This window comes from Pseudorhizobium endolithicum (genome assembly GCF_902153245.2).
Taxonomy (GTDB): domain Bacteria; phylum Pseudomonadota; class Alphaproteobacteria; order Rhizobiales; family Rhizobiaceae; genus Neorhizobium; species Neorhizobium endolithicum.
In genome coordinates, this window is record NZ_CABFWF030000012.1 from 640,536 (window position 1) to 664,148 (window position 23,613).

General features: G+C 63.6%; 25 protein-coding genes and 1 pseudogene. 16 read left to right on the forward strand and 10 right to left on the reverse strand.

The window, feature by feature from the left end:
* From ftsY to RTCK_RS12995, 3 genes are read left to right on the forward strand one after another with little or no spacing between them, the layout of a single operon-like run.
* Positions 1-1,374 (forward strand): signal recognition particle-docking protein FtsY, encoded by a 1,374-nt coding sequence (ftsY, locus tag RTCK_RS12985; protein WP_142522631.1) that lies wholly within the window; start codon positions 1-3, stop codon positions 1,372-1,374.
* 54 nt (positions 1,375-1,428) lie between these two features.
* On the forward strand, positions 1,429-2,076 hold the full coding sequence (locus tag RTCK_RS12990) for a septation protein A (protein WP_142593079.1): 648 nt from the start codon (positions 1,429-1,431) through the stop codon (positions 2,074-2,076).
* The gene (locus RTCK_RS12995; RefSeq protein WP_142593080.1) at positions 2,073-2,666 is read left to right on the forward strand and encodes a DUF2585 domain-containing protein; all 594 of its coding nucleotides are present in this window, start codon (positions 2,073-2,075) and stop codon (positions 2,664-2,666) included. The genes RTCK_RS12990 and RTCK_RS12995 overlap by 4 nt, the downstream gene beginning before the upstream one ends.
* 3 nt (positions 2,667-2,669) lie before the next feature.
* Here RTCK_RS12995 and RTCK_RS13000 read toward each other — a convergent pair whose 3' ends face one another.
* Genes RTCK_RS13000 through ccmA form a run of 5 tightly spaced genes read right to left on the reverse strand, consistent with a single transcriptional unit; the run spans position 2,670 to position 5,547 of the window.
* A complete protein-coding gene (locus tag RTCK_RS13000) occupies positions 2,670-3,272 on the reverse strand; it encodes a DsbE family thiol:disulfide interchange protein (RefSeq protein WP_142593081.1) in 603 nt (200 codons plus the stop codon).
* Positions 3,269-3,442, reverse strand: a complete 174-nt coding sequence (ccmD, locus tag RTCK_RS13005; RefSeq protein WP_142593082.1) for a heme exporter protein CcmD — start codon at positions 3,440-3,442, stop codon at positions 3,269-3,271. Before ccmD ends, RTCK_RS13000 begins: the two co-directional genes overlap by 4 nt.
* A 1-nt stretch (position 3,443) precedes the next feature.
* Positions 3,444-4,202 carry a heme ABC transporter permease gene (locus tag RTCK_RS13010; RefSeq protein ID WP_142593083.1) on the reverse strand — a complete coding sequence of 253 codons (759 nt, stop codon included), beginning with the start codon at positions 4,200-4,202 and terminating at the stop codon, positions 3,444-3,446.
* Between the two features lie 44 nt (positions 4,203-4,246).
* Positions 4,247-4,906, reverse strand: coding sequence for a heme exporter protein CcmB (ccmB, locus tag RTCK_RS13015; RefSeq protein WP_142593084.1), 660 nt, complete (start codon positions 4,904-4,906; stop codon positions 4,247-4,249).
* Positions 4,903-5,547, reverse strand: a complete 645-nt coding sequence (gene ccmA, locus RTCK_RS13020; RefSeq protein ID WP_142593085.1) for a heme ABC exporter ATP-binding protein CcmA — start codon at positions 5,545-5,547, stop codon at positions 4,903-4,905. The genes ccmB and ccmA overlap by 4 nt, the downstream gene beginning before the upstream one ends.
* Before the next feature lie 263 nt (positions 5,548-5,810).
* On the opposite strand from ccmA, the gene acnA reads away from it, so the two are divergent.
* The 4 genes from acnA (at position 5,811) to RTCK_RS13040 (ending at position 10,878) form a co-directional block, all read left to right on the forward strand.
* Positions 5,811-8,504: an aconitate hydratase AcnA gene (acnA, locus tag RTCK_RS13025; protein ID WP_142593086.1), complete on the forward strand. Its 2,694-nt coding sequence runs from the start codon at positions 5,811-5,813 to the stop codon at positions 8,502-8,504.
* Positions 8,505-8,588: 84 nt separating this feature from the next.
* Complete coding sequence (locus RTCK_RS13030) at positions 8,589-9,326, forward strand: sulfite exporter TauE/SafE family protein (protein ID WP_211181455.1); 738 nt, start codon at positions 8,589-8,591, stop codon at positions 9,324-9,326.
* 162 nt (positions 9,327-9,488) lie between these two features.
* A complete protein-coding gene (locus tag RTCK_RS13035; protein WP_142593087.1) occupies positions 9,489-10,238 on the forward strand; it encodes a DUF1223 domain-containing protein in 750 nt (249 codons plus the stop codon).
* Positions 10,239-10,491: 253 nt separating this feature from the next.
* Positions 10,492-10,878 carry a DUF2794 domain-containing protein gene (locus RTCK_RS13040; RefSeq protein WP_142522621.1) on the forward strand — a complete coding sequence of 129 codons (387 nt, stop codon included), beginning with the start codon at positions 10,492-10,494 and terminating at the stop codon, positions 10,876-10,878.
* On the opposite strand, the gene RTCK_RS13045 is transcribed toward RTCK_RS13040, so the two are convergent.
* From RTCK_RS13045 to RTCK_RS13060, 4 genes and pseudogenes are all read right to left on the reverse strand, one after another.
* Positions 10,875-11,432: a GNAT family N-acetyltransferase gene (locus RTCK_RS13045; RefSeq protein ID WP_142522620.1), complete on the reverse strand. Its 558-nt coding sequence runs from the start codon at positions 11,430-11,432 to the stop codon at positions 10,875-10,877. The two genes, RTCK_RS13040 and RTCK_RS13045, sit on opposite strands and share 4 nt — an antisense overlap.
* A 112-nt stretch (positions 11,433-11,544) precedes the next feature.
* Positions 11,545-12,282: a Bax inhibitor-1/YccA family protein gene (locus RTCK_RS13050; protein ID WP_142593088.1), complete on the reverse strand. Its 738-nt coding sequence runs from the start codon at positions 12,280-12,282 to the stop codon at positions 11,545-11,547.
* A gap of 201 nt (positions 12,283-12,483) precedes the next feature.
* Positions 12,484-15,026, reverse strand: a pseudogene (locus RTCK_RS13055) (ABC transporter permease).
* The gene (locus tag RTCK_RS13060) at positions 15,023-15,733 is read right to left on the reverse strand and encodes an ABC transporter ATP-binding protein (RefSeq protein ID WP_142593089.1); all 711 of its coding nucleotides are present in this window, start codon (positions 15,731-15,733) and stop codon (positions 15,023-15,025) included. Before RTCK_RS13060 ends, RTCK_RS13055 begins: the two are co-directional and overlap by 4 nt.
* A gap of 75 nt (positions 15,734-15,808) precedes the next feature.
* Here RTCK_RS13060 and RTCK_RS13065 point away from each other — a divergent pair, with 75 nt between their 5' ends.
* The 9 genes from RTCK_RS13065 (at position 15,809) to RTCK_RS13105 (ending at position 22,895) form a co-directional block, all read left to right on the forward strand.
* Positions 15,809-16,450, forward strand: a complete 642-nt coding sequence (locus RTCK_RS13065; RefSeq protein ID WP_142593090.1) for an arylesterase — start codon at positions 15,809-15,811, stop codon at positions 16,448-16,450.
* Between the two features lie 67 nt (positions 16,451-16,517).
* Positions 16,518-17,105, forward strand: coding sequence for an RNA 2',3'-cyclic phosphodiesterase (thpR, locus tag RTCK_RS13070; RefSeq protein WP_142522615.1), 588 nt, complete (start codon positions 16,518-16,520; stop codon positions 17,103-17,105).
* Positions 17,106-17,117: 12 nt separating this feature from the next.
* Entirely contained in the window at positions 17,118-17,420 is a 303-nt protein-coding gene (locus RTCK_RS13075; protein WP_142593091.1) for a 4a-hydroxytetrahydrobiopterin dehydratase, read from the forward strand.
* Between the two features lie 55 nt (positions 17,421-17,475).
* A complete protein-coding gene (locus tag RTCK_RS13080; RefSeq protein ID WP_142593092.1) occupies positions 17,476-17,868 on the forward strand; it encodes a YkvA family protein in 393 nt (130 codons plus the stop codon).
* 264 nt (positions 17,869-18,132) lie between these two features.
* Positions 18,133-18,636, forward strand: a complete 504-nt coding sequence (locus RTCK_RS13085; protein WP_142522612.1) for an invasion associated locus B family protein — start codon at positions 18,133-18,135, stop codon at positions 18,634-18,636.
* 270 nt (positions 18,637-18,906) lie between these two features.
* Positions 18,907-20,079: a 23S rRNA (adenine(2503)-C(2))-methyltransferase RlmN gene (gene rlmN, locus RTCK_RS13090; RefSeq protein ID WP_408004542.1), complete on the forward strand. Its 1,173-nt coding sequence runs from the start codon at positions 18,907-18,909 to the stop codon at positions 20,077-20,079.
* A 90-nt stretch (positions 20,080-20,169) separates the two neighbouring features.
* Positions 20,170-21,123: an ABC transporter substrate-binding protein gene (locus RTCK_RS13095; RefSeq protein ID WP_142593094.1), complete on the forward strand. Its 954-nt coding sequence runs from the start codon at positions 20,170-20,172 to the stop codon at positions 21,121-21,123.
* 99 nt (positions 21,124-21,222) lie between these two features.
* Entirely contained in the window at positions 21,223-22,104 is an 882-nt protein-coding gene (locus RTCK_RS13100; protein ID WP_142523021.1) for an ABC transporter permease, read from the forward strand.
* Complete coding sequence (locus tag RTCK_RS13105; RefSeq protein WP_142593095.1) at positions 22,101-22,895, forward strand: ABC transporter ATP-binding protein; 795 nt, start codon at positions 22,101-22,103, stop codon at positions 22,893-22,895. The genes RTCK_RS13100 and RTCK_RS13105 overlap by 4 nt, the downstream gene beginning before the upstream one ends.
* Before the next feature lie 3 nt (positions 22,896-22,898).
* Here RTCK_RS13105 and RTCK_RS13110 read toward each other — a convergent pair whose 3' ends face one another.
* The gene (locus RTCK_RS13110; RefSeq protein ID WP_142593096.1) at positions 22,899-23,540 is read right to left on the reverse strand and encodes a LysE family translocator; all 642 of its coding nucleotides are present in this window, start codon (positions 23,538-23,540) and stop codon (positions 22,899-22,901) included.
* Between the last annotated feature and the right edge of the window lie 73 nt (positions 23,541-23,613).

Consider the following 23,613-nt stretch of genomic DNA (forward strand, 5'->3'; position numbering starts at 1 on the left):
ATGGCACTAGGCTTCATCAAAAAGGTCTTCACCTTCGGCAAGGAGAAGCCGATCGAGCAACAGGCGCCGGAAGAGCACCTGACGCCAGCGGAAGCCGCGGCGATCGAAGCGGAAGTTGAGCCGCGCTCGCGCGAAGAGGACCTGCCGGTTTCGCCGGTAGACCCGGTGGCGCCGGTTGAGATGGAGACGGCCGGCGGACCGGCTGCTGATGACGCAAGGAATGTCGTGGAGCCAGTGGAATCCGAGCCGGCAGATGAAGAGCCATCGGAGGAAGAACTGCCGCCCCTTCTTCCCGGCGCCGAAGAGAACACGGAAATCGGCATCGTGCCGCTGTCGCTGCTGGAGGCAGAGAGCGAAGCCGGTACCGAAAGCTCGCCGGTGTCCGAACCCGTTCTGCCGAAGGGTTTCACCACCCGGGTCGAGGAGGTGCCGGAGCCGGAGGTCGTGACACCCCGGATGACCTGGTACCAGCGCCTGCGGGCTGGTCTTGCCCGTACCTCCTCCCAGCTTACCGGACAGATCACCGCTCTCTTCACCAAGCGCAAGCTGGATGAGGAAACGCTGGAAGACCTGGAGGACCTGCTGATCCAGTCCGACCTCGGGGTGGAAACCGCAATGCGCATCACCGGTGCGCTATCGGCCGAACGGTACGGCAAGGATGTTACCGGCGAAGACGTTTCGCGCATCATGGCCGCCGAGATTAGCAAGGTGCTCTCACCGGTCGCCAAGCCTCTCCAACTCGACCTTAGCCACAAGCCGCATGTCATCCTCGTCGTCGGCGTCAACGGCACGGGCAAGACCACCACGATCGGCAAGCTTGCCGCGAAGCTCTCGGGGTCGGGGCTGAAGGTCATGCTGGCCGCGGGAGACACGTTCCGGGCTGCGGCAATCGAACAGCTGAAGATCTGGGCAGATCGCACCGGCTCGGAATTCATCGGCACCAAACTCGGTGCAGATGCCGCCGGCCTTGCCTATGACGCCTTCGAGCAGGCGCGGGCAAAGAAGTCGGACGTGCTGATCATCGACACGGCCGGTCGCCTGCAGAACAAGGCTGAGCTGATGGCGGAACTCGAAAAGATCGTCCGCGTGCTCGCCAAGCTCGATCCGGACGCACCGCATACGGTCCTGCAGACGCTCGACGCCACCACCGGACAGAATGCGCTGCAGCAGGTGGAGATCTTCCGCAATGTTGCGGGCGTCAATGGCCTGATCATGACCAAGCTCGACGGGACGGCGCGCGGCGGCATCCTTGTCGGCATCGCGGCCAAGCACAAGCTGCCGGTCTATTTCATTGGCGTCGGAGAGGGGGTCGACGATCTGGAGCCTTTCGAGGCGGATGATTTCGCCAAGGCCATTGCCGGCCTGACGCATTGATGCCACAGAAACAGCGTTTCCAGCCGCCGAACCCCATCAGCAGAAGTTGAATCGATGCAGATCGAAAGCGATACCAAGGCCACACCGGAAGAAAAGCATCACCCGATGCTGAAGTTCGCGCTCGAGATCGGGCCGCTCTTGGTCTTCTTCTTCGGCAACATCCGAGGCGAATGGCTGGCGGAAACCTTCCCGGCCTTGGGGGTCGTCGGCGGCCCGCTCCTGATTGCGACGGCGCTCTTCATGGTCGCGACGGTGATCTCGCTCATCGTCTCGAAGATCGTCTTCAAGCACCTGCCGGTCATGCCCTTCGTCTCCGGTGTCGTCGTCATGGTTTTCGGGACGCTGTCCATCTGGCTGCAGGACGAGACCTTCATCAAGATGAAGCCGACGATCGTGAACACGCTCTTCGGCGTGGTCCTGCTCGGGGGGCTGCTGTTCGGGAAGTCGCTTCTCGGCTACGTCTTCAACGCCGCCTTCAATCTCGACGAGATAGGCTGGCAGAAACTGACCTTCCGCTGGGGGATCTTCTTCCTTTTCCTCGCTGTGCTCAACGAAGTCGTCTGGCGCAACTTCTCCGACGACTTCTGGGTCAACTTCAAGGTCTGGGGTACGATGCCGATCACGCTTGCCTTCACTTTTGCGCAGTTGCCGCTGATCATGCGCCACACCATTCCCCACGTCGTCGCGGAAGCCGACAAGTGAGCGTCGTCGCTACTCCGTCGTCGTGGTCACCGTGGTCGCGGCGGTGGTTGCTCGTGGCCCTCACGCTCTTCGTGCTTCAGCTCGTGGTCCTCTACGCCATGGGTCGCATCCCGATCTGCGAATGCGGCTACGTCAAGCTCTGGGAAGGCGGGGTGAACTCCAGCGGCAATTCCCAGCACCTGTCGGACTGGTACACGCCCTCCCACATCATCCACGGCTTCCTGTTCTACGCCCTCGCCTGGTTGCTGTTTCGCCGCGCGCTCCTGGCCGCCCGGCTTTCCTTTGCGGTCTTGGTCGAAGCGGCCTGGGAGGTCCTGGAAAACACGCCGATGGTGATCGACAGGTATCGGACCGAGACCATGGCCCTCGGCTATACCGGCGACAGCATCCTCAACTCGGCGATGGACACGATCTTCATGGCCCTCGGCTTCTTCGCCGCCGCGCGGCTGCCGATCTGGCTGACGATCGCCATTGCGCTGGGGTTCGAACTTCTGACCGGCTGGATCATCCGCGACAACCTGACGCTCAACGTCCTGATGCTGCTCTGGCCGCTCGATGCAATCCGGGAGTGGCAGGCGGCGCTGGGCTGACGGTCAGGCCCCGGCGGCAGCCTTCTCAATGGCCGGCAGCAGTTCCTGGGTCAGCGTCCGCTCATCGAAGGGGCCGACCTTCTTGTAGAGGATCGTCCCGTCCGCACCGACGAGATAGCTTTCGGGAATGCCGTAGACGCCCCAGTCGATTGCCGCCTTGCCGTTCGGATCGACGCCGATCGCATCATAGGGATTGCCGAGTTCGCCGAGGAAGCGCAACGCATTGTCGTTGCGGTCCTTGTAGTTGATGCCGACCACCGTCAGCCGCTCGTCCTTCGCCAGTTCCTTGAGGATCGGGTGCTCCTGTCGGCAGGGGACGCACCAGGAGGCGAAGACGTTGACAAGCGTCAGCCTGCCGGCGATGGCGGCGTCGCTTAGCGCCGGGGTGTTCGCGCCGTCGAGGGCCGGAAGCGCAAGCGAAGGCGCCTTCTGGCCGATCAGGGCCGAGGGAATGGCGGAGATGTCACGGCCGTTGACGTCCTGGTCGTAGAGCATCTTGCCGGCGATCAGGGCGAAACCTGCGAAAACGAGAAGCGGCACGAGGGCGAGCACGTAGCGGCCGATGCCGCGGCTGCGGGCCGGCGATTTTTCGGTGTCGCTGGTCATGCCAACTCGCCTTTCCCGGCTGCGCTCGACCGCCGGCGGATGCCGGAGGCCTCGAGTTCCGCGAGTTCCCGCTGGCGAGCGCGGCCGTCCAGCCAGATCCGGCCGAGCATGACGGCGACGATCAGAGCCGAGATCGCGTAGGATAGGGCGATATAGAAACCATGGCTCATTTCAATTCTCCCGGCTGGCCATGCGTGCTGCCATGCGCCGCTGGGCGGTCACCCGCCGTCGCCAGATCTCGTTGCGCATCGCCATCAGGTGCAGGGTGAAGAAAAGGAAGGTGAAGGCGAAGGCCATGACCAGGAGCGGGATAAGGAATTCCGGATCGATCGTCGGGCCATCGAGCCGCACGACGCTGGCCGGCTGGTGGAGCGTGTTCCACCATTCCACCGAGAACTTGATGATCGGGATGTTGACGAAGCCGACGAGGATCAGCACGGCGCTGACCCGTGCTGCCTTCGACGGGTCATCCATCGCCCGGTTGAGCGCGATCAGCCCGAGATACATCAGGAACAGGACGAAGACCGAGGTCAGCCGCGCATCCCATACCCACCAGGTGCCCCACATGGGCTTGCCCCAGAGCGAGCCGGTGGCGAGGGCGATCAGCGTGAAGGCGGCACCCAGCGGGGCGGCGGCCTTGTGAGAGACATCAGCAAGCGGATGACGCCAGACGAGGGTGCCGATCGCAGACAGCGCCATCACCGAGTAACACATCATCGACAGCCATGCCGCCGGGACATGCACATACATGATGCGCACCGTCTCGCCCTGCTGGTAGTCCCCCTCCGTGGTGAAGCTGAGATAGAGGCCGGCCGCGAACAGGACGGCGGTCAGACAGCCCAGCCACGGAAGGATCCTTCCTGAAAGGTTCAGGAAGTAGGTTGGATTGGCAAGGTCGCTGAACTTGGTGATGGCGAGGCTCTGGGTCATGGCATCTTTCTAGGCGAACACGGCGCTTGCAGACTTGATTCTAGTCAATCGCTTGCATTGCGCAAAGCCAGCGCTGCACCGAGCGGCCCGAGAACCGCAAAAAACATCGTGATGGCCAATAATATCAGGAAAGGCGGCATAAACGGGGCGGGATCCTCGACCGCCGCATAGGAGGCGCTAACGCCGAAAATCAGCACCGGAATGGCGAGCGGCAGCACGAGGATCGAGACCAGCAGCCCCCCTCTCGGCAGGCTCACCGCGACAGCGGCTCCCACCGCCCCAATGAAGGTGAGGGCGGGGGTTCCGACCAGAAGGGTCACGGCAACCGCCCCGATCGCCACTTCGCTCATGTTCATGAACAGGCCGAGAAGCGGTGAGGCAACCACCAGCGGCAGGCTGTTTGCCACCCAGTGGGCCACGCACTTGACGAGGACTGTCAGCACCAGCGGGTGCTCCTGCATGAGGATCAGGTCGAGCGATCCGTCGTCTCGCTCCGTCTGGAACAGCCGGTCGAGGCCGAGCAGGGCCGCCAGCAGCGCACCGATCCAGACGATGGCAGGGCCGATCCGGGACAAGAGGTTGAGGTCGGGACCCACGCCGAACGGAATCACCGCAACGACGGTCATGAAGAAGAGAACGCCGATCAAGGCCCCGCCACCGGCCCGGACGGACAGCTTCAGGTCGCGAAGGAGTAGAGACATCATGCCCCAAACTCCCCGGCCACCCCGGCGAACCCGGTCATCCGCAATTCCCGCATGCCCTCCAGCCCCAGCGGCTGGTGCGTTGCCGCAAGCAGGATGCCGCCACGGCCGAGGTGTTCGCGGATGAGGTCCGCAAATGTCGCCTCGGCTCTTGCGTCGAGGGCGGCAGTGGGTTCGTCCAGGATCCAGACCGGCCGATAGGATACCAGGAGCTTTGCGAAGGCCATGCGGCGCTGCTGCCCCGCGGAGAGATAGCCGAAGGGAAGATGGGTGATGCCGCCGAGGCCGACGCGGTCGGCCGCCTCGGCGGCGGAAATGCCCGTCCCGCCCTTGAAGTCGCCGAAGAAGCTTTTCCAGAAGCCGAGATTCTCCTCCACCGACAGCTCCGCCTTCATCGCATTACGATGCCCGAGATAGTGGCAGGCCTCGCCGGCGCGGATGGGACCGTCGCCGGAGGAGTGCCAGGTCACCGCTCCCCTCTCTGCCCGCAGAAGGCCGGCGATTACCCTCAGCAGGGTCGATTTGCCGGAACCGTTGCGGCCGGTGAGGATGAGCCCCTCCCCGGCGCCGAGATCGAACGAAATGTCGGAAAAAAGCAGGTCTTCGCCGCGTCGCGCGGCCAAACCCTCGGCCGTCAGCCGCATGATCGAGCCTTTGTTAAGTTTTTAATCACCCGACTGAAAAAATTTGCGTCGTTGCCACTTCAGCAGTCTGGAACCCTTCTTAGAAATTATCTATAAGCTTCGCAACCACGCCAGCGACCGGCGTGATTTCCATCTTGCGCCGAACCTGAAGACGAACTCTTCTCGTGCGGACAGCGGAAATGGTCGCACCCGCATCCTGATGTGCAGTAGTGCATAGGCGTCCGCACGCGCGTGTTGGCTCTATATCAGCGGGGTTATTTTCCGTGGCTAAATCTCTCGACAGCTTCAATTGTCGGTCCGTCCTTACCGTTGGCGGCAAGGACTATGTCTATTACAGTCTGCCAAAGGCGGAAGCGAACGGTCTCCCCGGCGTCTCGAAACTGCCGTTCTCCATGAAGGTGCTGCTTGAGAACCTGCTGCGCTTCGAAGACGGCCAGTCCGTCACCAAGGAGCAGATTCTGTCCGTCGCCGAATGGCTGAACAACAAGGGCCAGACGGAGGCCGAGATCGCCTATCGTCCGGCGCGCGTGCTGATGCAGGACTTTACCGGCGTCCCGGCGGTGGTCGATCTTGCAGCCATGCGCGACGGCATCAAGGCCCTCGGCGGCGATCCCGAGAAGATCAATCCTCTGGTTCCGGTCGATCTCGTCATCGACCACTCCGTCATCGTCGACGAATTTGGCACGCCGACGGCCTTCGCCCGGAACGTCGAGCTTGAATACGAGCGCAACGGCGAGCGCTACCGGTTCCTGAAGTGGGGCCAGCAGGCGTTCAAGAACTTCCGTGTGGTTCCGCCCGGCACCGGCATCTGTCACCAGGTCAACCTCGAATACCTCGGCCAGACCGTCTGGACCAAGGAAGAGGACGGCGAGACGGTGGCCTATCCGGACACCTGCGTCGGCACCGATTCGCACACCACGATGATCAACGGCCTCGGCGTTCTCGGCTGGGGTGTGGGCGGCATCGAGGCGGAAGCCTCCATGCTCGGCCAGCCCGTCTCGATGCTTCTGCCGGAAGTGATCGGCTTCAAGCTGACGGGCAAGCTGAAGGAAGGCGTTACCGCGACCGACCTCGTGCTGACCGTCGTGCAGATGCTGCGCAAGAAGGGCGTCGTCTCGAAGTTCGTCGAGTTCTTCGGCCCCGGCATGGACAACATGCCGCTCGCAGACCGCGCGACGATCGGCAACATGGGTCCCGAATACGGCGCGACCTGCGGCTTCTTCCCGGTCGATGGCGAAACCATCAGCTACCTCAACATGTCCGGCCGCACCAAGGAGCGCATCGCGCTGGTCGAAGCCTATTCCAAGGCGCAGGGCATGTGGCGTGAAGGCGACGGCTCCGACATCGTCTTCACCGACACGCTGGAACTCGACCTCGGCGACGTCGTACCGTCCATGGCCGGCCCGAAGCGTCCGGAAGGCCGCATCCCGCTGGAGAACATCGCCTCCGGTTTCGCCACGGCCCTCGAAGCGGACTACAAGAAGCCCGGCCAGCTCTCGAGCCGGTACCCGGTGGAAGGCACCGACTTCGATCTCGGCCATGGCGACGTGGCGATTGCCGCGATCACGTCCTGCACCAATACCTCGAACCCGAGCGTCCTGATCGCCGCAGGCCTGCTGGCCCGCAATGCGGTGGCCAAGGGCCTGAAGACGAAGCCGTGGGTCAAGACGTCGCTGGCACCCGGATCCCAGGTGGTCGGCGAATACCTGGCGAAGTCCGGCCTCCAGACCGACCTGGACAAGCTCGGCTTCAACCTCGTCGGCTTCGGCTGCACGACCTGCATCGGCAATTCCGGCCCGCTGCCGGGGCCGATCTCCAAGACGATCAACGACAAGGGCCTGATCGTTTCGGGCGTGCTGTCCGGCAACCGCAACTTCGAAGGCCGCATCTCGCCGGACGTCCAGGCGAACTACCTCGCCTCGCCGCCGCTCGTCGTGGCCTATGCGCTGGCCGGCACGGTTCAGAAGGACCTGACCACGGAACCGCTCGGCGAAGATCCGAACGGCAACCCGGTCTACCTGAAGGACATCTGGCCGACCTCGCACGAGGTCCAGGAGTTCATCCAGAAGTACGTGACGCGCGAGCTCTACGAGACGAAGTATGCCGACGTCTTCAAGGGCGACGCCAACTGGCAGGCAGTCAAGGTTCCGCCCGGCGACACCTATGCCTGGGACGACAAGTCGACCTATGTCCAGAACCCGCCTTACTTCGTGGGCATGGGCAAGACGGGCAGCGGCCTGAAGGATATCAGGGGTGCACGCGTGCTCGGCCTGTTCGGCGACAAGATCACCACCGACCACATCTCCCCGGCGGGTTCCATCAAGGCGGCCTCCCCGGCCGGCGCCTACCTTACCGAGAACGGGGTGGGAGTTGCCGACTTCAACCAGTACGGCACGCGTCGCGGCAACCACGAGGTGATGATGCGCGGCACCTTCGCCAACATCCGGCTGCGCAACCACATGCTCGGGCCGAACGGCAGGGAAGGCGGCTACACCATTCACTATCCGTCGAAGGAGGAGATGTCGATCTACGACGCGGCCATGAAGTACAAGGCCGAGGGCGTTCCGCTCGTCATCTTCGCCGGTGTCGAATACGGCAACGGCTCGTCGCGCGACTGGGCCGCGAAGGGCACCAACCTTCTCGGCGTCAAGGCGGTCATCGCCCAATCCTTCGAGCGCATCCACCGCTCGAACCTAGTCGGCATGGGCGTCGTTCCGTTCGTCCTCGAGGAAGGCACCAGCTGGGCCAGCCTCAACCTCAAGGGCGACGAGACCGTGACGATCGAAGGCCTCGAAGGTCCGATCAAGCCGCGCGAATGGAAGACGGCGAAGATCACCTACGGCGACGGGACGGTGAAGGAGATCAACATCCTCTGCCGCATCGACACCCTCGACGAGGTCATCTACATGAACAACGGCGGGATCCTGCAGACCGTTCTGCGCGACCTGGCCGCCTGACGGCGACAAAGACACCCGCCGGAACGTCCGGCGGGTGTCTTGCCTGCGGCGCCCTGCCCCCATACTCGCCGGAGCGTATCCCCCTTGAGCCCGGTCATCCTCATCGGCATGGCACTGACGGTCTTCCTTACCTCGCTGCTTTCCGGGGTATTCGGAATGGCGGGGGGCCTCATCCTTCTCTGGGTGTTGCTGCTCATGATGCCCGTCGGCACGGCCATCGCGGTCCACGGGGTGATCCAGATGGTCGCCAACGGCTCCCGCGCCTGGTTCTCGCGGCATTATATCGACTACCGCATCCTGGGCATCCTGTGCTTCGGCCTGGCGGTCTCGGCCGTCGTCCTCCTGGCCGTGGACTACGCGCCGAACATCATCGTCGTCTCGATTGCCATCGGCCTGATGCCGATCCTCGTATGGCTTCCGGTGCAGCGGCTGCAGCTGGACGCCTCCCGCCCGTCGCATTCCCTTGTCTGCGGCGTGATTTCAGGGGCTTTGATGGTGGGCGTGGGCGTCTCCGGCCCCGTCATCGATATTTTCTTTATCCGCACTGCCATGGACCGACGCAAGGTCATCGCCACGAAGGCCGCCACGCAGCTCCTCGCCCACGCCACGAAGGTGATTTTCTACTGGAGGGCGGCGACCGTCCTGCCCGGTTCCGACTGGATCGCCATCCTGTTCGCCGCCCCGATCGCCATCCTCGGCACACGCGCCGGAAACATCATCCTGCAGCGGATGACGGACGCGAACTTCCGCACATGGACCCGCTGGATCGTGACCGGCGTCGGTGGCGTCTATATCGTTCAGGGCCTCCAGCAGCTGATGTGACGACGGAGATAGCACGTGTCCGCGACCGGACTTGCCTCCTCACCCCATCGTGACTTCCTCTTGAGCCGCCGGCCCGGTTACTTTGCCCCGTTCTCACGTTACCCTCTTGATCAGCGCGATCAGGCGTGGCTAACAAATGCCAGTTGAAGAGGTCCGCGTTTCATGCTGCTCATCCTCCGCAGAGCGATTTTCCTTGCCGGCGTCCTGGCTGCCGGCGTCGCTTCGGCAGGGGAGGCAAAGCCCCTCAAAGGCGTGGTCGAGCTCTTCACCTCGCAGGGCTGCTCGTCCTGTCCGCCCGCCGACGCCGTCCTAAAGGAACTCGTTCAGCAAGGTGACGTGGTGGCGCTGTCCTATCACGTGGACTACTGGAACTATCTCGGCTGGACGGACACGCTCAGCTCGAAGGCGAACACCGAGCGGCAGTACGGCTATGCCCAGTCGCTCGGCAGAAGCGGCGTCTATACCCCGCAGGCTGTCATCAATGGCCGCGACCACGTCAAGGGGACGGAGCTCGGAGCGATCAACGGCACGATCGACAGCCTGAGCGCCCAGGGCAACGGCCTGGCGGTTCCCGTCAACGCCCGGATGCTCGGCAAGGAGATCGAGATCGAGATCGGCGCTGGCCAGGGCGAGGCGGAGGTCGTCGTCGCCTACTTCACCAAGCGGCAGGAGGTGGAGGTTTCCAAGGGGGAGAATGCCGGCAAGACCATGGAGTACTGGCACAGCGTCTACGACGTGCAGTCCGTGGGGATGTGGAACGGCCAGCCGCTGAAGCTGTCATTGCCGGGCAAGTTCATGGGCAAGTGGAAAAAGGACGGCTGCGCCATCCTGCTGCAGAGATCGGGGCCGGGAGGCGAGCCGGCGGCGATCATCGGCGCCACGGTCCTGATGGCCGGACGCAAGCGCCCCTGAAGCGAGGGAGGCGATCCGACCCGGAGACATTGGGGGGCTGGGGGTAAGGGTCAATGTGTCCGGGCCGGATCTATTGGGGCCGGATGGGCCAACCAACGCAGAGGAATGTTGTCTGCGAATCCGGCAGTGTTTTGTTCGAAATACGGCAAGAATAAAAAGCTGGCCCGGCCCGGCGGGCGGCGATCGGTTGCCGGTTGCTTTTTGGTCCCGCTGAGGCAAACTGTCATGCGACTGACATATCAATGGAGTCGTGATGACGGATCAACCGGATTTGCCTGGCGACCGCAGCGCCCAGGACACGGTGGTGGTCAGCCTGACCGAGTACCGCCAGACCCGAGACCCCGTCCCCGTTACCTTTCATCGACGTGAACTGGATGCCATCCTGCGGATCTATGGCCGCATGGTGGGTGAAGGCGAGTGGAAGGACTATGCCATCGACCACATGAAGGACCGCGCGGTCTTCTCAATCTTCAAGCGTTCAGGCGAAATGCCGCTCTACCGGATCGAGAAGAACCCTAAGCTCGCCGGCAAGCAGGGCGCGTACTCCGTCCTCAACACCCACGGCATGATCCTCAAGCGCGGCCACGAACTGCCGCAGGTGCTCAAGGTGTTCGACAAGGCGCTCAAGCTGATCGACTAGCCTGGGTAGAGCGTGCCGGGATAGGCCTGCGGATCGGGATCCGTCGTCACTCCCTCCCCCAGCGACAGCTGCATCAGCGCCGTGTCCAGCCACCGGCCGTGCTTGAAGCCCGTGCCCTTGAGGGTGCCGCAGTGCTCGAAGCCGAGCACCTGATGGACGCCGATGGAGGCTGGGCTGGCCCCGCCGATGACGGCCACCATCTGCCGGAAGCCGAGAGCCCTGCAGCGGGCGACGAGTTCCGAAAGCAGCGCCTTGCCGACCCCCTTCCCGCGCGCTTCCGGCGCGAGATAGATCGAATCCTCCACCAGCCAGCGGTAAGCCGGCCGGGTGCGGAAGGCGGAGGCATAGGCATAGCCGAGAAGCTTTCCCTCGGGGGCCGCGGCGGCGATATACGGATAGCCCTTGTCCCGGATCGCCCGCCAGCGCGATTCCATCTCATCCTGATCCGGCGGACTGAGCTCATAGCTCGCCGTCCCGTTGATGACGCTCTCCGCGTAGATGGCCGTGATGGAGGGAAGGTCGGCGAAGCAGACGTCGCGGAGGGTGTAGGTCATGGAACCGGCAATAGAAAAACAAGCATCAGCCTAGTAGGCCGAGAAGCCGCGGGCAACGAAAAAGGCGGAGCCGAAGCCCCGCCTTCCGGTAGTGCCAGGTTCCGCTGCCCGGTTACTCGTTGCGATTGCCGAGGAACTGCAGGAGGAACATGAACAGGTTGATGAAGTCGAGGTAGAGGGTGAGCGCACCCATGATGGCCTTGCGGCCAGCCACCGCGACGTCGTCGCCGTCGAAATACATTTCCTTGATCTTCTGCGTGTCATAGGCCGTCAGACCGGCAAAGATCAGCACGCCGATCACCGAGATGGCGAAGCCCATCGCGGAGGACTGCAGGAAGATGTTGACGAGCGAGGCGATGATCAGGCCGAACAGGCCCATGATCAGGAACGAGCCGAAGCCCGACAGGTCCTTCTTCGTGGTGTAGCCGTAGAGCGACAGCGCGCCGAACGAGGCGGCGGTCACGAAGAACGTCTGAACGATGCTCTCGCCGGTGAAGACGAGGAAGATCGAGGAGAGCGAGAGGCCCATCAGGGCCGCATAGATCCAGAAGGTCGTCTGCGCGGCGCCGACGCTCATCGAGTTGATGCGGAAGCTCAGGAAGAAAACCATGCCGAGCGGAGCCAGCATGATCACCCAGCGGAGCGGCGACGCAAACAGCAACTGCGCGAAGGCCGGGTTGGAAACCGCCAGAGCGTAGGTGCCATAGGCGGCGATGCCGGTGATCGCGAGACCGAGCGCCATCAGGTTGTAGACCTTGAGCATGTAGGCGCGAAGGCCCTCGTCGATCATCGCTGCCGTCTGCGCACGGTCCTGCGCCATACGGTTCTGGTAGTTGTTGAAGTCAGCCATCGTTTCCTCTTTCAAGCTCCGGTGTTGCTCACGGTGTCGGGATCGGGATCCCAGGCGCCGCTGCGGAGCTCAGCAAGCCTGCATCGAATATGATGCCATATGGCCTTTCCTACAAGGGCTTCCGCTCCCGGCCGTTGCGATTCCTCATCCGTTGACCGCGCCTGCAGCGCCATTGACGCGGATGTGATCGGCCGATCGGCCTCACAATTCGCGCAGGACGGGCGCCGCTTTCTGCCCCAGCACCCGCCACGTCCCGATCAGTCCGATGCCGACGGTGAGGACGAGAGCACCCAGCAGGGTGGCCAGCGCGACGTCGGGCAGGAAGCTCGAAGGCAGGTTCATGATCCGGCTGACCACGTACCAGGCGGCTCCCCCGCCGGCCACGAGGGCGAAGACGGCGGTCGCCGCGCCGAGGATCATGTATTCATAGCTGAAGGCGCGGATCAGCAGGCCGCGCGTCCCGCCCAGCGTCTTGAGGATGACGGCATCATGGGTGCGGGCGCGATTGCCCGCCGCCAAGGCACCGGAAAGCACCAGAACGGACGCCACGAGCGCGACGGCGGCGGCAGCGCGGATGGCCGTCGCCAGTTGTCCAACCAGGCGGTCGACGATGTCGATCGCATCCCTCACCCGGACCGAGGTGATGGTCGGATAGGCATTGGTGACCTCCCGCAGGATCGCAGCCTCCTGCTTGGCGGTCGCATCTCCGTCGGTGAGGGTCGCGAGCCAGGCATGCGGAGCGCCACGGAAGGTGTTCGGCGAAAAGACCATCACGAAGTTGATGGAAAGCGATTCCCATTCTACCTGGCGGAAGTTGGCGATGCGCGCGGTGATGTTTCGTCCGAGCACGTTCACCGTCACCGTATCGCCGAGCTTCAGGCCCAGTTCGCCGGCCTCTTCGGCGGAGAAGGAAACGAGCGGCTCGCCGTCATAGTCTACGGGCCACCAGCTTCCTTCCGTCAATGTCGAGTTGGCGGGCATGGCTTCCTCGTAGGTGATGCCCCGATCGCCCCTGAGAACCCAGCGCCCGCCGGGCGGTACCTCCATTCGGGTAACGTCCTGATCGTTGAAAGCGATGATCCGGCCGCGCAACATCGGCACCTGGTCGACGGTCCCATCGGGAGAGTGCCGGCGCAGGATGTCGAGGAAGCCTTCACGCTCGGTGCTCTGGATATCGACGAAGAAGAAGTTCGGCGCCTGCTCGGTCATCCTTCCGGTCAACTGCCGGCGCAGATTGCCGTCGATCAGCGCAAGCGTCACCAGCAGCGCAAGCCCCAGCCCAAGCGACAGCACGACCGACGGCGTAAGCGCGCCGGGCCGATGGATGTTGCCGATAGCGAGCCGAAGGGCCGGAGAGTGGACACGGGGGCTTCGTCTCGCCAAGGCCGCGATCAGAAGCGCCACCAGTCTCAGCAGGACAAAAGCGCCGGCCACGGCGGCAAGGAAGACGGTCGCGACGAAACGCTCCTCGGCCGTCCATATCGCCAGCGCCGCAAGGAGCGCCAGCGCCGCCGCCGCCGCCAGGAGATAGGGCCAGGAGGGGAGCCGGCCCTCCTCGAAACTCTGCTCCCGGAAGAGCGCCGTCGCCGGTACCTCCCGAGCATGACCGAGCGGAATGACGGAGAAGGCGAAGGTTATGAGCAGGCCGAACAGGGCCGCCAGCCCCAGCGCGCCGGGATAGAAAACGACTTCCTTCGGAACGGGAAGCACGCCCTCAAGAAACCGGATGGCGATGAATGGCGCAACGGCTCCGATCGCCAGTCCGAACAGGATGCCGACTGCGGCGAGAAGCAGGATCTGGATCAGATATATAGCGGTAACGGTCGCAGCCGGCGCGCCGAGGCACTTGAAGGTGGCGATGGTCGTGCGCTTGGCGTCCAGGAAGGCGCGCACCGCATTGGCGACACCCACGCCGCCGACGATCAGCGCCGTCAATCCCACCAGCGTCAGGAATTGCGAGAAGCGCTCGACATTTTCGGTCAGCGACGGCGCAGCCCGATCGGCCGTTCGGATCGACCATCCGGCATCGGGAAACTCCGCTGAGGCGCGGGCGGGAACGGTGCCGCGGAGGCGGGGATCGCCCAGGCGATCTTGTAAGCATGTTCGACGAGGCTGCCGGTCTGGATGAGGCCCGACTCCATCAGCGCTTCGCGGCTGACGAGAAGCCGAGGCGCGAAGCCGAAGCCGTCGGAGATCGCGTCCGGCTCGGAAACGACCGTGCCCGAGAGCCGCAGCCTGACATTGCCGAGCAGAAGCTCGTCCCCCGGTGCAAGGCCCAGCCGATCGAGAAGCAGCGGCGCGGCAACAGCTCCGAACATCGCGCCGTCCCGCCGCAGCAGTTCACCGAGCGGGCGGTTCGGCTCGGCTTCGAATGCGCCGTAGAGCGGGTAAGCTCCATCCACCGCCTTGACTTCCACCAGGCCCTGCTCCGACCCGTCGGGCACGCGCGCCATGGACCGCAGGCCGGTGGAAACCGACAGATCGCCCAATTCCTGCAGGAAGGCGAGTTCTTCCGGATTGGCTTCGCGATTGTCGAGCTCGAATCGGATATCTGCGGCAAGGATATCCTGCCCCTGGGTCGCGATAGCGCCGGTGATCGCCCGCGAGACAGAATTCACCGCAGCGATGGCACCCGTCCCGAGCGCAATGCAGGCGAGGAATATATAGAAGCCGGAAAGGCCGCCGCGCATTTCGCGCAGCGCCAGGCTCCAGGCCGTTCCCAGCCGCGGCAGGGGCCGCCTCATGCCCGCACGGCCTCAGGAACGGCGCCGACCGCCGAATCGCCGACGATTTCGCCGGAACGGGCGTGGATCTGGCGGGTGCAGCGGGCAGCGAGGGATGTGTCATGGGTGACGAGCAGCATGGTCATGCCGCGCTCTGCCTGCTTGGCGAACAGCAGGTCGGCAATCTGCCGGCCGGTTTCGGCGTCGAGGTTGCCGGTGGGTTCGTCGGCGATCAGGACGAGCGGCGAGGGCGCAAGCGCACGGGCGATCGCGACGCGCTGCTGCTCCCCGCCGGATAGCTGGCCCGGATAGTGGTTCAGACGCTCTCCAAGCCCGACCGCGGCAAGTTCCCGCCGCGCAATCTCGAAGGGGTTGCGGACATTGGCAAGCTCCAACGGGACCGCGACGTTCTCGAGCGCTGTCATGTTGGCGATGAGATGAAAGGACTGGAAGACGATGCCGATATTGCGTCCGCGGAAATCCGCCAGGGCGTCTTCCGAAAGGGCGTGAAGAGGCTCGCCCGCGATGTGAATCTCCCCCCTGTCGAGACGCTCCAGGCCGGCCAGCACCATCAGGAGGGTGGATTTGCCCGATCCCGAAGGGCCGACGATCCCGACGGCCTCTCCCCGCCGGACCTGGAGATCAATCTGCTTCAGCACGTGGACGGACGCCGCGGCACTTCCAAGAGTAAGATCCGCCTGGCTCAGTTCGATGATGGTTTCAGTCAAAACAAAGCTTCCTATATTGACCTTCATGAAATGACCGAAGCCGCGCCACGCCAGCGCAAATCTAGGAAACGGGCCTTGAGATTTAAAGCAATCCTCCTTCACTTCCTCGTCATGTCGTTCCTGGCGATCGGGCCGGCGACTGCGCAGCAGCCTATACAGCTGGTTGGTTTCGGCGACAGTCTTATGGCGGGCTACCAGCTTGCACCGAGCGAATCCTACACGGCGCAGCTCGAAGCTGCGCTGAAGGCGAAGGGCCATGACGTCGTTGTTACCAATGCCGGTGTTTCGGGCGATACGACATCGGGCGGGCTTGCGCGTGTCGACTGGTCGGTACCGGACGGCACGGACGGCGTCATCCTCGAGCTCGGCGCCAACGATGCGCTGAGGGGGATATCGCCCGACGAAACCGAAAAGAAGCTCGACGCCATCATCTCCCGCCTGAAAGAGCGCAACATTCCGGTTCTGCTTGCCGGCATGATGGCGCCCCCGAACATGGGGCACGCATACTCCGAGCGCTACGGCGAGATTTACCCGCGCCTGGCCAAGAAACACAACGTACCGCTCTATCCGTTCTTTCTTGACGGGGTGGTCGCGGTCGCGGGAACCCAGCTCGAGGACGGCATGCACCCAAACGCGAAAGGCGTCGGGATCATGGTCGAACGCTCCTTGCCCGCCATCGAGAGCTTTCTGGGGGACATCCGGGCGGCGAAGAAATAACGGCTTGCAAGGAACCGGCGCCCGTGATTCGCTGTTACCAATCGCAAGAGATTCGAGGAGGTTCGCAATGCCGAGACTTTTCACCGCCCTCGAAATTCCGCGCAACATCGCCATGAGCCTCTCGCTTCTTCGGGGCGGGCTTCCCGGAGCGCGCTGGATCGATGTCGAGAATTATCACATCACCCTGCGTTTCATCGGCGACGTCGACGGTCGCACGGCCGACGAGATCGTCGACCGGCTGGACCGGATCGAGCGGCCCGAATTCCAGATCAGCCTGAACGGCATCGGCTCCTTCGGGTCGAAGAAGCCGCACTCCATCTGGGCGGGCGTATCTCCCTCCCAAGAGATGTCGGCGCTTCAGGCCGAGATCGAGCGTATCTGCCAGCGGATCGGGCTGCCGCCGGATCCGCGCAAGTTCATGCCGCATGTGACACTGGCCCGTCTGAAGACCTGCCGGCTGGAGGATGTCGTCACCTACCTGTCGGGGCGCGGCGACTTCCATACCCTGCCGTTCAAGGTGTCCCGTTTCGTGCTGATGTCCTCGAAGGAATCGGTCGGCGGCGGTCCCTACCTGACGGAAGAGGCCTTCGACCTGCACGAAGTGGGAACCGGGACGAACTGGTCTTCCGTGGAGCCCATGAAGAGCTTCATCTGACGGGGAGCGGTGATGTCTCCGGAGAAGCTGTCCCCGCAGGCCATCGAAGGGGAACTCGAAACGCTCCAAGACTGGACGTTGCGCGAGGACGGAGCCGCTATCTTCAGGAGCTTCCGGTTCAGGACTTTCAGCCAGGCATTCGGCTTCATGGCTGAATGCGCCCTGGTGGCGGAGCGGCTGAACCACCATCCGGAATGGTTCAACGTCTACTCCCGCGTGGACGTGACGCTCACCACCCACCACGTCTCGGGGCTGACGGTACAGGATTTCAAGCTGGCACGGGCGATGGACCGCGCCGCCCGTCGCGGCGATTGAAGTCCGCCGCCCCCCGCCCCACATAGAAACGGATGTTTCGGGACGAGATTTGCCTATGGATGATGTAAAGATCGGGGAAATCCTCCTGCCGGGGGACGAGGAAACGCAGGATCGGCGCGAGAAGCAGGTTCGCGCCAAGTTCTGGCCGAAGCTGAAGCGCGCGGCGGCAAATATTCCTTTCAGCCGTGACCTCGTCGCCGCCTATTACTGCGCCATGGATCCAAGGACGCCGACCCGCGTGCGCGGCGTGCTGCTCGCGGCGCTCGCCTATTTCATCCTCCCTCTCGATCTCCTGCCGGACGTGTTTGCGCTGGTGGGATTCACCGATGATGTCGCCGTGATCGCAGCGGCCTTGCGGATGATCCAGGGACACATTGCAGATCGGCACTACGACGCGGCAGACCGGGCACTCGCCCAGGAGGCGGATGGAGAACCGGCGGCACGGTGATTGCCGCCCGTCGGGACCCGCATTGCCCGGAGGACGCAGACGGCCGCGATCGCAAGACAAACTCTCGCCCTAATCCTTCGCTCTGTGGCTGGCTGCGTGGCGCCGATCGTCGTAAAGGTCCTGTTCATGCGGGTTCGGGTAGGTTGCACTTCATCGGACGCCGTTGACGGTTTGGTAACCGCAATTAAGTCAAATTAAACCGAATCGTGATGATGCCTGACCAGGCTTGCCCAATGGGCTCAGAATAGAGAGCGGCAGGAGACCATGTCTGTTAAAACCGTAGCAACCGCAGTGACTTTCGTGCTGGCCGCGGCCGGCGTCGCATTCGCCCAGTCCCCCACCCGCATCCAGCAGTTCAAGGCTTGGGGCGCCTATTCCTACCAGGCCTCCAGCGGCACCGTTTGCTACGTCCTGTCCGTGCCGACCGCGAAGGAGCCCGCCAACGTCGACCACGGGGATATCTTCTTCATCGTCTCGCAGCGGCCCGGACAAAATATCTCCTATGAGCCGCAGGCGATGATGGGGTATGCGCTGCAGTCGAACTCCAAGGTCAACGTCACCATCGACGGCAAGACCTTCGTCATGTTCACCAAGGACAAGGCCGCCTGGGTGGAGAACGCTGCCGAGGAGCCCGCACTCGTCGCGGCGATGAAGGGCGGTTCGGAAATGACCGTCAAGGCGACCTCCGGGCGCGGCACCAGCACCTCCTATTCCTATTCGCTGTCCGGCATTTCTGCAGCGCTCAAGCAGATCGAATCCTGCAAATAGGCCCTGCGCCATCGAACTTGTCTGAAAGGCCGGTTGGAAGACCGGCCTTTCCTGCGTCTTGAAGACTGGTGACGCAGCCACGATTTGATGGTATGTGCCGCCCGCAGATCCGCCGGAGAAGCGAGCCGGCACGAAAATCTCAAGCACAACATGCCCGATCAGCCTCCGCCGCGGCGGGCGCATGCGTTTGAACAGGACAATGCAATGTCAGTCTCCGAAGCCGTTCTCGAACCCGCGGTCAAGGCACCGCTCGTCGCGCGACCCGAGCTCATGGGCGCAAAGCCCTCGCTGATCGGCCTCTCGCGCGAGGAGATGGCCGAGGCGCTGATCGCCAAGGGAGTGCCGGAGCGGCAGGTCAAGATGCGCGTCAGCCAGCTCTGGCACTGGCTCTATGTCCGCGGCGTCTCCGATTTCGATGCGATGACCAACGTCGCCAAGGACATGAGGCAGATGCTGAAGACGCACTTCACCATCGCCCGGCCGGAGGTGGTGGAGGAGCAGGTCTCCAACGACGGCACGCGCAAGTGGCTCCTGCGCTTTCCGCCGCGCGGTGCCGGTCGTCCGGTCGAGGTGGAGACCGTCTACATCCCGGAAGAGGGCCGCGGTACGCTGTGCATCTCCAGCCAGGTCGGCTGTTCGCTCACCTGTTCCTTCTGCCACACCGGTACGCAACGCCTGGTGCGCAACCTGACGGCGGAGGAAATCCTGGCGCAGCTGCTGCTGGCTCGCGACCGACTCGGCGATTTCCCGGATCGCGAGGCGCCGCAGGGGGCGATGATCCCGTCGAGCGACCGCAAGATCACCAATATCGTGATGATGGGCATGGGCGAGCCCCTCTACAACTTCGAGGCGGTGAAGACGGCGTTGCTGATCGCGTCCGATGGTGACGGCCTGTCGCTCTCCAAGCGACGCATCACACTCTCGACCTCCGGCGTTGTCCCGGAAATCTACCGCACCGGCGAGGAGATCGGCGTCATGCTGGCGATCTCGCTGCATGCGGTGCGCGACGAGCTGCGCGACATGCTGGTACCCATCAACAAGAAGTATCCGCTGAAGGAACTGATCGAGGCGTGCCGCGCCTATCCCGGCCTGTCGAACGCCCGCCGCATCACCTTCGAATACGTGATGCTGAAGGATGTCAACGACAGCCTGGAAGACGCCAAGGAACTGGTGAGGCTCCTGAAGGGGGTGCCCGCGAAGATCAACCTGATCCCGTTCAACCCGTGGCCGGGCACCAACTACCAGTGCTCCGATTGGGCGACGATCGAGAAGTTCGCCGACTTCATCAACCAGGCCGGCTATGCCTCGCCGATCCGCACGCCGCGCGGCCGCGACATCCTTGCGGCCTGCGGACAGTTGAAGTCGGAATCAGAGCGCATGCGCAAGACGGAGCGCCTCGCCTTCGAGGCGATGATGATCGCCGGCCACGGCGAGGATGATTGATCCTCGGGTTTCGTTGTCAACATCCGGTTGATTTCGGTTCTATGGCTCCATAAGAGATCTGGCAGAAAGAAGCGATCTCTGGAGGAGAACATGCGCAATCTCATTCTCGCCCTCGCCGCGGCGACAGCCCTCACCGTGCCGGCCAAGGCCCAGGAGGTCACCGTTGCGGTGACCGCAATCGTCGAACATCCCGCGCTTGATGCCGCCCGTGACGGCGTCAAGGAGGCACTGGCCGAAGCCGGATACAAGGAAGGCGAAAACCTGACCTTCCTGTACGAGTCTGCGCAGGGCAATCCCGGCACGGCCGCGCAGATCGCGCGCCAGTTCGTCGGCGAGGAGCCGAGCGTCATCGTGCCGATCTCGACGCCTTCTGCGCAGGCTGTCGTATCCTCGACGCGCGACATCCCGGTGGTGTTCACCGCCGTCTCCGATCCGCTTGGCGCACAGCTCGTGAAGGATATGGAAAAGCCGGGCGGCAACGTGACAGGCATATCCGACATGTCTCCGGTGGCCGACCATGTGGCCCTGATCAAGGAGATCACGCCGGACGCGAAGTCCATCGGCTTCATCTACAACACGGCGGAAGCCAACTCCGTCTCCACGCTTGCGGCTCTCAAGGAAGAAGCTGCCAAGGCGGGCCTGGAGGTGATCGAATCCGTCGCGACCAAGTCTGCCGAGGTGCAGGGCGCCACACGCGCGCTCGTCGGACGGGCTGATGTCCTTTACATCCCGACCGACAATACGATCGTTTCTGCATTCGAGGCAGCCGTCGGCGTGGCCGAAGAGGCAAAGCTGCCGCTGTTCGCCGGCGACACGGACTCGGTCCCGCGTGGTGCGCTTGCAGCACTCGGCTTCAACTACTTCGACGTCGGCAAGCAGACCGGTGAAGTCGTCGTCCGCGTGCTGAAGGGCGAGGCTCCGGGCGACATCCCGGTCAAGGTTGCTGCCGGCACGGACCTCGTGATCAACAAGACGGCCGCGGAGAAGATGGGCGTCAGCTTCTCCGACGCCGTCCTGTCGCGCGCGACCCGCGTCATCGAGTAAGCTGCCGCACATCTGCGGGTGTCGGCACATCCAGCGCCGGCACCCTGAACAACATCATCCGGCGCCCTGCGGCGGACAAAGCAGGAGAGCACGAAGGTGCTGAGTCAGATCGCCTTTTGGGGCGCAGTGGAACTGGGGCTGGTCTTTGCCTTCGTTGCCATCGGCGTGTTTCTTACCTTCCGCGTTCTCGATTTTCCCGACCTGACGGTGGACGGCTCGTTCCCGCTCGGCGCGGCGGTAGCGGCCGTTCTGATCACCACGGGCTTCAATCCCTGGCTTGCGGCAGCGATCGCGATGGTTGCCGGCGCGCTGGCTGGCCTGGTAACCGCCTTCCTCAACGTGCGCTTCCGCATTCTCAACCTGCTTGCCTCCATCCTTACGATGATCGCGCTCTTCTCGGTCAACCTGCGGGTGATGGGCAAGCCGAATGTCGCACTTATCAATGCCGACACGATGCTCAGCCCCTTCTTCGGCCTCGGTCTGCGGGAAGTCTATGTGCGGCCGCTGTTCGTCGGCGTGCTGGTGGTGATCGCGGTGATCCTAGTCTGGCGCTTCCTGGAAAGCGATGCCGGGTTGGCCATGCGGGCGACCGGCGCCAATGCCCGGATGGCGCGCGCCCAGGGCGTCGATACGCGCAGGCAAGTCTATCTTGGGCTGGCGCTGTCGAATGCGCTCGTGGCCCTCGGCGGCGCACTGTTTGCCCAGACCAATGGATTTGCCGACGTCACGTCCGGCGTCGGCACGATCGTCGTCGGCCTGGCGGCGGTGATCATCGGCGAGACGCTGTTCGGCGCCCGGGGCATCCTGCTTGCGCTCATCGGCTGTATCGTCGGCTCGATCCTCTATCGGATCGCCATCCAGCTTGCGCTTTCGACGGATGCGCTGGGGCTGAAGGCCTCCGACCTCAACCTGGTGACTGCCGTCCTGGTGGCAGTGGCGCTCATCCTGCCGCACCTGCGTCGCGGAGGAGCCAGATCGTGATCGACCTCAAGAACATCCATGTCACCTTCGGCAAGGGAACCCCTCTCCAGAAGGAAGCGCTGAAAGGTGTGAGCCTGACGATCGAGCAGGGCTCCTTCGTCACGGTCATCGGCTCGAACGGTGCAGGCAAGTCGACGCTGCTCGGCGTGCTGGCGGGCGACGTGCTGCCGAACGAGGGCAAGGTCACGGTCGGTACGACCGACGTGACGCGGAAGCCGACGGCTGCACGGGCCGGTCTCGTGGCGCGCGTCTTCCAGGACCCGCTGACCGGCAGCTGCGGCGCCTTGTCGATCGAGGAAAATCTTGCGCTTGCCGCACGGCGGGGAGAACGACGGGGGCTTGCGGCAGCGCTCGGACCCAATCGGCGGGAGCGTTTCCGCGAGCGGGTCGCGGAGCTCAATCTGGGCCTTGAAAACCGGATGAAGGACCGCATGGACCTTCTGTCGGGCGGGCAGCGGCAGGCCGTTTCGCTGGTCATGGCGACCTTGGCGGGATCAGAGGTCCTGCTCCTCGACGAGCATACCGCCGCCCTGGACCCCGGCATGGCCGAGTTCATCATGAAGCTCACCCAGCGTGTCGTGTCCGAGCGCAAGCTGACGACCCTGATGGTCACCCACTCCATGCGCCAGGCGCTGGACTTTGGTCATCGCACGATCATGCTGCATGGCGGGGAGATCGTCCTCGACGTCAGCGGCGACAATCGCAAGGACCTCCAGGTGGAGGACCTGATCGCCATGTTCCGCAAGATGCGCGGCGAGACGCTGGATGACGACGCGCTGCTGATCGGCTGAGGCTCAGCGTGCCTGCGTCATGAAGATCTTGAACGCGAAGACCGAGAAGACTCCGGCAAAGGTATAATCGATTCCGCGCAGGACCTTCGGGTTCGCCTGCAGCCAGTCGGCAAGCTTGTCCGCTAGCAGGATCACGATGACATTGACCGGCGATCCGACGAGGATGAAGAAGACGCCGAGGAAGATCAGCTTCTGCGTGACATCCGGATCGCTTGCGGTGACGAACTGCGGCAGGAAGGTCATGAAGAAGATGATGACCTTTGGGTTCAGGAGATTGACCCAGAGCCCGGTCGAGATATTGACGAGCGCCGATCCTTTTACGCCTTCGACCTTCTCGGCCGAAAGGTTCGAGCCTGAGCGGAGGGCCTGGATCGCGAGCCAGAGCAGATAGCCGGCGCCGCCCGTCTTCAGGATAAAGAAGGCGGTCGGCGAGGCCGTAATCAGCGCGGAAATGCCGAAGGCCACCAGAAGCGTATGGATGAGGATACCGGTCGAGGTTCCGACCACGACGAAGAGGGCGGGTCCGCGCCCCTGGGCCAGCGCGCGGCTGATCGACAGCGTCATGTCAGGACCGGGCGTCACTGCCAGCAGCAGGCTGGCGGCCGTGAAGGCGAGAAGGGTGGGCAGGCTAGGCAGGAAATCCATGGGACACCGGAGACGGATTGCGATCGGCCATCCTTAACCGGCTTCGAGCCACCTGCCAATCGACCTGCCTCTG